The 5,670-nt window shown below is 52.8% G+C and carries 6 protein-coding genes; all 6 read right to left on the minus strand.

What is annotated here, in order from left to right:
* Positions 1 to 299: 299 nt before the first annotated feature.
* Genes cas2 through cas5c form a run of 6 tightly spaced genes read right to left on the minus strand, consistent with a single transcriptional unit; the run spans position 300 to position 5,581 of the window.
* On the minus strand, positions 300 to 590 hold the full coding sequence (gene cas2 / locus ACOYIE_RS08750) for a CRISPR-associated endonuclease Cas2 (protein ID WP_433412384.1): 291 nt from the start codon (positions 588 to 590) through the stop codon (positions 300 to 302).
* A gap of 27 nt (positions 591 to 617) precedes the next feature.
* A complete protein-coding gene (gene cas1c / locus ACOYIE_RS08755; protein ID WP_433412386.1) occupies positions 618 to 1,649 on the minus strand; it encodes a type I-C CRISPR-associated endonuclease Cas1c in 1,032 nt (343 codons plus the stop codon).
* On the minus strand, positions 1,646 to 2,308 hold the full coding sequence (cas4, locus tag ACOYIE_RS08760; protein ID WP_433412388.1) for a CRISPR-associated protein Cas4: 663 nt from the start codon (positions 2,306 to 2,308) through the stop codon (positions 1,646 to 1,648). The genes cas1c and cas4 overlap by 4 nt, the downstream gene beginning before the upstream one ends.
* Complete coding sequence (gene cas7c / locus ACOYIE_RS08765; RefSeq protein ID WP_433412390.1) at positions 2,308 to 3,192, minus strand: type I-C CRISPR-associated protein Cas7/Csd2; 885 nt, start codon at positions 3,190 to 3,192, stop codon at positions 2,308 to 2,310. The genes cas4 and cas7c overlap by 1 nt, the downstream gene beginning before the upstream one ends.
* Positions 3,193 to 3,194: 2 nt before the next feature.
* Positions 3,195 to 4,940, minus strand: coding sequence for a type I-C CRISPR-associated protein Cas8c/Csd1 (gene cas8c, locus ACOYIE_RS08770; protein WP_433412392.1), 1,746 nt, complete (start codon positions 4,938 to 4,940; stop codon positions 3,195 to 3,197).
* Positions 4,937 to 5,581, minus strand: a complete 645-nt coding sequence (cas5c, locus tag ACOYIE_RS08775) for a type I-C CRISPR-associated protein Cas5c (protein WP_433412394.1) — start codon at positions 5,579 to 5,581, stop codon at positions 4,937 to 4,939. Before cas5c ends, cas8c begins: the two co-directional genes overlap by 4 nt.
* Between the last annotated feature and the right edge of the window lie 89 nt (positions 5,582 to 5,670).

The following is a 5,670-nucleotide window of genomic DNA, read 5'->3' on the forward strand; positions in this document are numbered from 1 at the left end:
GAGGGCGACGGTGATCTTCTCCGCATAGTCCTGCACCGTCTTGATTTCTACCCACGCCCTCTGTGAAAGAGGGCGACAGCAAATATGCTCAAATAATCGGACATATTTACATCAAATTATATGCGAATTACCGACCTTTTTAATCGGTTTGTATAAAAAGAAAAGAGGGTGTGGCTATTTGTTCCCCCAATATCCGGAGAATCAGCCGTGCATTATGGTGCGAACCTCCGTGGAGAAGGATGACCGATAGCCGCTCGCACGGAGGTGTTCTACCGAAAATGTGCAACAAATCACTTTACTCATAAAAGCAGGATATCGTCTTGGTCCCATTGTGGTGCGCGTCCAACGTGCTCAACCTTGCTTTTGTATTGATTCCCCAACTGGTAAAAGCGCAGGCTATCCGTTTCCGGATCAATCAAAGCAATAAGTTTTGCCTTAAAAGCTGCATATTGTGCAGCATCCAGCAGGCACTCAAATACCGAGTTCTGCACGCGCTGTCCGTAATCGACGCAAACCTTGGCCACTTTGCGCAGGCGTTTGCGTCCGACAGCAGTTTCTGTATTAACATCGTATGTTACAAGAATTAACATGATGCGCCTTTCTTAGTGATTGCATTTTTATTTCCAGAAAAAAGGCGGGTAGCGTTCTAAATCGCCGCGCAGTGTACGCGCCAAAAGAAGTGCCTGGATATAGGGAACCAGTCCCCAAGGTGTCTTTTCCCCTAAAAACGGATGTTGGATGGTCTGCTGTTTTCGCAGCTGCCATACTTTAAGAAACGCGCGCCGGCTCTCATCTGTCAAAAGTACAGCGCCGTTTTCCTGTGTTTGAAAATGTTTGGCGGTTATTGTTTTCTGATTGATACAGGTTATTACAAGCCGATCTGCATATACTGTGCGCAGCTCCTCCATCAGATCAAGCGCCAGACTGGTGCGGCCGGGCCGGGGACGGTGCAGGAAGCCAACATACGGGTCCAGTCCCGCGCCTTCCAACGCCGCGGCACAATCCCGAGCCAATAGCGTATAGGCAAAGGAAAGTAATGCATTGACCGGATCTAACGGCGGACGACGGCTGCGTCCCGTAAAGGCAAAGGTATCACGTTGCTGCAGAATTAAACTGTCAAATCCATCAAAATACCGTTGAGCAGCAGCACCTTCCAAACCGCGCAGTTCTTCTAGCGTCATCGCATCCTCGATATGGGGGAGCGCGTCAGCCAGCTGACGGGAGAGGGATTTTAAACGATCTACCGGAACCCGTTGCGGATGGTCGCGGGTCGCGCGCTCCAGCACCCAACGCGCATTATAAACCTTGCCCAATAAAAATCCCTTGGCATAGCGGCAACTGACAGCGGGATCATCGGCTGCGCGAAATTGCTGCTGCCGCAGCAGAACATTACCCTTGGTTACTCCAACAGCACGGGCTAAAAAACGTCCGCGCGGTGTGAAGAAAGCCAGATCAACGTTTCGCTCGGCGCAGGCACCCATCAGTGCGGGAGATGCGCCAGGATAGGAGAAACAAAGAATGGTTTCCAGTGTATGCAGGGGAAAACGGGCGGTCTCCGTCCGTTCCTGACTGATAACAACGTTTTCTCCATCCAAACTCAGATAACTGTTTTCGGTAAGGATAAACAGTGTATTGAGCAGATTTCTCACTCGGCAGCGCCTTCTTTCAGGTGGTTTTGGACATAGTCAGCGGCATCGACACGACGATACAGGGCGGGAAGACAGAGATCTTTTAGGGAACAGGCATTACAGTGTTTGCCAGGCTTCACCTTGGGGGTATATCCGCGGGAAAAATAACCGTTCATCTCATCTGCGATGGCCTGTGTTTCCTGACGCAGTTCGGATGTCAGTTCTACCTGTTCCCGGCGGTGGGGTTCAGCATAGAATAACACGCCTTGGGGGATATCGCAGACCAACATCTCTTCCAGTGCCATGGCCTGGGCGCAGAGTTGCAGCCGATCAGCATTATTTGTCTTGGGCGCGCCATGCTTGTACTCGACAGGAACCGGACGCCAAAGCCCGGATTCTTGCTGAAGCGTTATGCCGTTTGGATCGGCTTGGAATTCCACAACATCACAAATGCCAGACAGACGCAAGCGATGGCTGATTACACGCATGCCGCGTACAATCAGCAAATCACCTCGCTTTTCACGGAGGGAGTCGTCATGACATCGTTCGTGCAGCAGGCGGCCTTCGACTGTACGCAGGTTTTCGGACCATTGCTGCTCCAAATGAATCAACGCCCATTGCCGCCGGCAGAAGCTGAAGTGCTGGATGCCGGACATCATCAGGTAATCACTTTGATCCATCAGGATAACCTTTCACAGGTAATGCCCTCTGGCAGATTTTTATCCACCCAGACGTTGTAATCGCTGTACTTTCGGGGAACGGTAACACCTTCTGCACGTGCTATATGAATCGCATCAAAGAGTTTGTGCGCAGGGGCGTTGCCGAGTTCGCTGTTATGCTGAAAGATAATCAGTTCTCGAACAGCCATCTTGCCGCGGGCAGCGCTGTGATCATTCTCAAACATGTTCAAAATCGCCTGCCACAGAAGCTGAAGGTCGTCTTCCGAAAAGCCGGTAACCTTGCGGGCGAGATTGGCGGAAACAAAGCCCTCTGCGCGGTAGAGTGCATAGGGTACAATATATTTCCGGCCCATCTCGGTGCCTTTTTTCTCTGCATCAGCCTCAGTTGTGATGGCGACACGAGTGATCGTGACTTCCTGCGGCATGATAGGATCAATGCTGCGCGCGAAGCTGAGCTGTACAGGACCGCGCACCTGACCGCAGTTTAAGGCTCCCTTGACAAAGGTGGTCATGACTGCGCCAAAGGTGCGGATATCGTAGAAGTTTTGGCACATAAAATCACGGATTTTCTGATCGAGCGTTGGGTCGTCTTTTTTCGCAGCTTTCAGATCTTTATCTACGCCCAGATAGGTCAGCGCTTCCGCGTCGCTGCGTTGGAGCGGCACCTGATCTTTGATGTAAATGCGGTAGCCGGGGGCATCTTCCTTGGCGGTCTCCACGTAATTGCGGATCTTGCGCTTGAGGCAGACATCTGTGACCAGACCGTAACCGGTTTCAGGATCGACACGGGGCATATTACCGGCATCCGGATCACCGTTCGGGTTGCCGTTTTCCACGTCAAACAGGATGACAAAATCATAGCGGTTTTTGATCACTTCGGACATGCTTACGATTCCTCCTTTTTCGATTTGGCATAGCGTTTCTGAGTTTCGTGATAATAGCCGAGCTGAAAGGCGCCCTGCTCAGGCAGAGTCATGCGGGCAGGAAGTGTCTGAGTGATGCGATCGATCAGATCGGCGATTTTCTTTTGATAATAGAGGCTGAGGCCGCCGTCCAGTTTTGCAAGATGTTTCTGTGCCAGATTGATCAGCAGCGGAAATACAGAGGCAGGTGTAGCGGAAGCGGCGTTGAAATAACGGTCTTTGATGGTAGCATTGATGCCCGGGTTTGCACTTTGCTGCACAGCTTCCAATACAGCAAACAGCCGGCCCAGCACATAGGGCAGATAGGTGCTTTGTTCGTTGAGTTCCACGGTCATAACCTCCTTAAGTTTGGGATTTGAGGAATTGCGCAAGTAATATGCCTTGATAATTGCCGCTTGTCCGCGTGAGACGTTGTGTTCTGCGCGGATACGCAGCGCAGTACCGTCCAGCAGAGTGGCGGGGTAAGGCATATCATTGAGCACCGCCAACAGTAAATCCCCGGCCAGACGCGGATTCGGTTCCGCCGGGCGGGCACCCGGAGAAGGTTTGCGGACAGTTTCCTGCACCAGCCGCCAGACCGGCAGCGTGGGGAATTTGTCATAAGCCGGACGGATAATGTTCAGTCGATCATAATGCCGGGCCAAATTGCACGCCATCCTGCCGAACGTGTTCTGCCAGAAAAAGCGCACGGATAGGCGGGCGGCATTGGGAGCCAGACCAAGAACATAAAATTGGGTGTTGGGGTTCAATTGACTGTCGTTCCAAACAACATGCTCGCCTTTTGCCAGATGATGAAGTGTATTCAAAAGGTCGGTTTCAGAATAGCTGTCGCCAAACATATTGGCAATAAAGCAGTCCTGATAGCTGCTGTCGCCGCCAGCGGCCCAACAGAGAATCGTGGTGTCCCCGACGCGGCAGACGCGGCCACGGTCAGACAGAAGCATATTGAGCGCGGCAGCATAGGCAAAAGCAGCGTATTCGCTGACCGGCGCATTGGCACCCTGCTCGTGATCATAGGAGCAAAATGCCGATGCGTTGAAAGAAACCAGGGAGGCGCCGCTGCTTTGTGCCCCTGCCACGCCTTTAATATTGGGGTGCAGTCTGGCGAGCGGTCCGCAGCGGCCAGTCACCAGACAGCGGATGGGTTCCACAGCGTCGTCCGCTGCTTCATAGTGCTGCGTCCAGGCGTCCGCAACAGCGGGATCCTGAGTGACAGGGGCGTTTCCATACCAGAAGATCAGGTTTCCGGCCTTCAGCAGGTCATCCCAATCCTCCTGTAGTGCCGGATGACCAGCCGCCTGTGCCGGATCCCAGCACTCGAAAAAGCGGATGACTGCACGCGCCGCAGGCGAATCGGCCTGTTCGAGCAGCTCCAGATGCAGCGCTTTCGCCGCGGCAAAGCATTCGGCGGTGCGAGCGGGTTTGCCTTTTGCATCTGCGCCGAGCAGGTAGCTGCTGTTGTCGCACAAAAAATTGGAGAGGACACCGGAACTTCTTTTCGCTGGGGAGGGCACCAGAAGCTCCTGTGGAGCCAACACTGTTTTCTTGCCGCGCACCACTTCGGTTTGCAAATGCAGCAGCTGTGTCAGCTGCCCTTCGTCGTTCAGTGCAAGGCCATAGTTTACTTTGGACTTGCTCCAGCCAGGGCGTTCGATTGCACCCAGTGCCAGCAGATCCTCGTAATACTGGGTCAAAGCTTGCAGAATCATCGGAACACCTCACAATCCCGGGTGTTCAGTACACCGTGTTCCAGATGGGCGCGGAAGTAGGTCGGCGTAATATTCTGGGGATCGGAGTAGTCGAAGTCATACAGCATAAGCCCAAGATCCCGACTTTCACGGATGGTCGGGATCGCTCCACCCGTCCACCGCTGAAAATAAGCAGGGAATTCACGGCAACCGAAGTACGGCGTATGATAACACTGGCCGCGCTCCATCCGGCGCTTGATAATATCCTGAAACTTGCCGGGGTTGTCGGAGGGAGCAGCCTTATCCGTCATGTCAAAATGCGCTTCGATCACATAGTGGACATCCTGTAAGAGAAGAGAAGCGCGCTGTACAATCTCCTGCGGTGTGGCAAGGTACAGAGGCTGCCCGCCGCCCTGCGCGGCCTGCCGCACGTTGCGGCCGGAAATTTTGCTGGCCACCTCATTGCGCCGGACGCTGACAAACCGGATGGGGTTCAATACATAGATCCGGTCGATATGCCACTTTAATCCCGGATGAAAATAAATGGATTCTACAATCCCCCGTGCTGCCGAGGGGGTTGGAACATCATAGGAATATCGTTCTACTTTGAGCTCCGGTCGGGAGAATAAGGCATAGGGACCCCAGACTTCCAGCTGTATCATAGGCGCTTTACTCCTTTCGATTGAAATTTCTGTTGAATGTAATTTAAATTACAAGAAAAGGATACTATACGGAAGAAAGAAAATCAACG

Source organism: Agathobaculum sp. (assembly GCF_050946325.1).
Classification (GTDB): domain Bacteria; phylum Bacillota; class Clostridia; order Oscillospirales; family Butyricicoccaceae; genus Agathobaculum.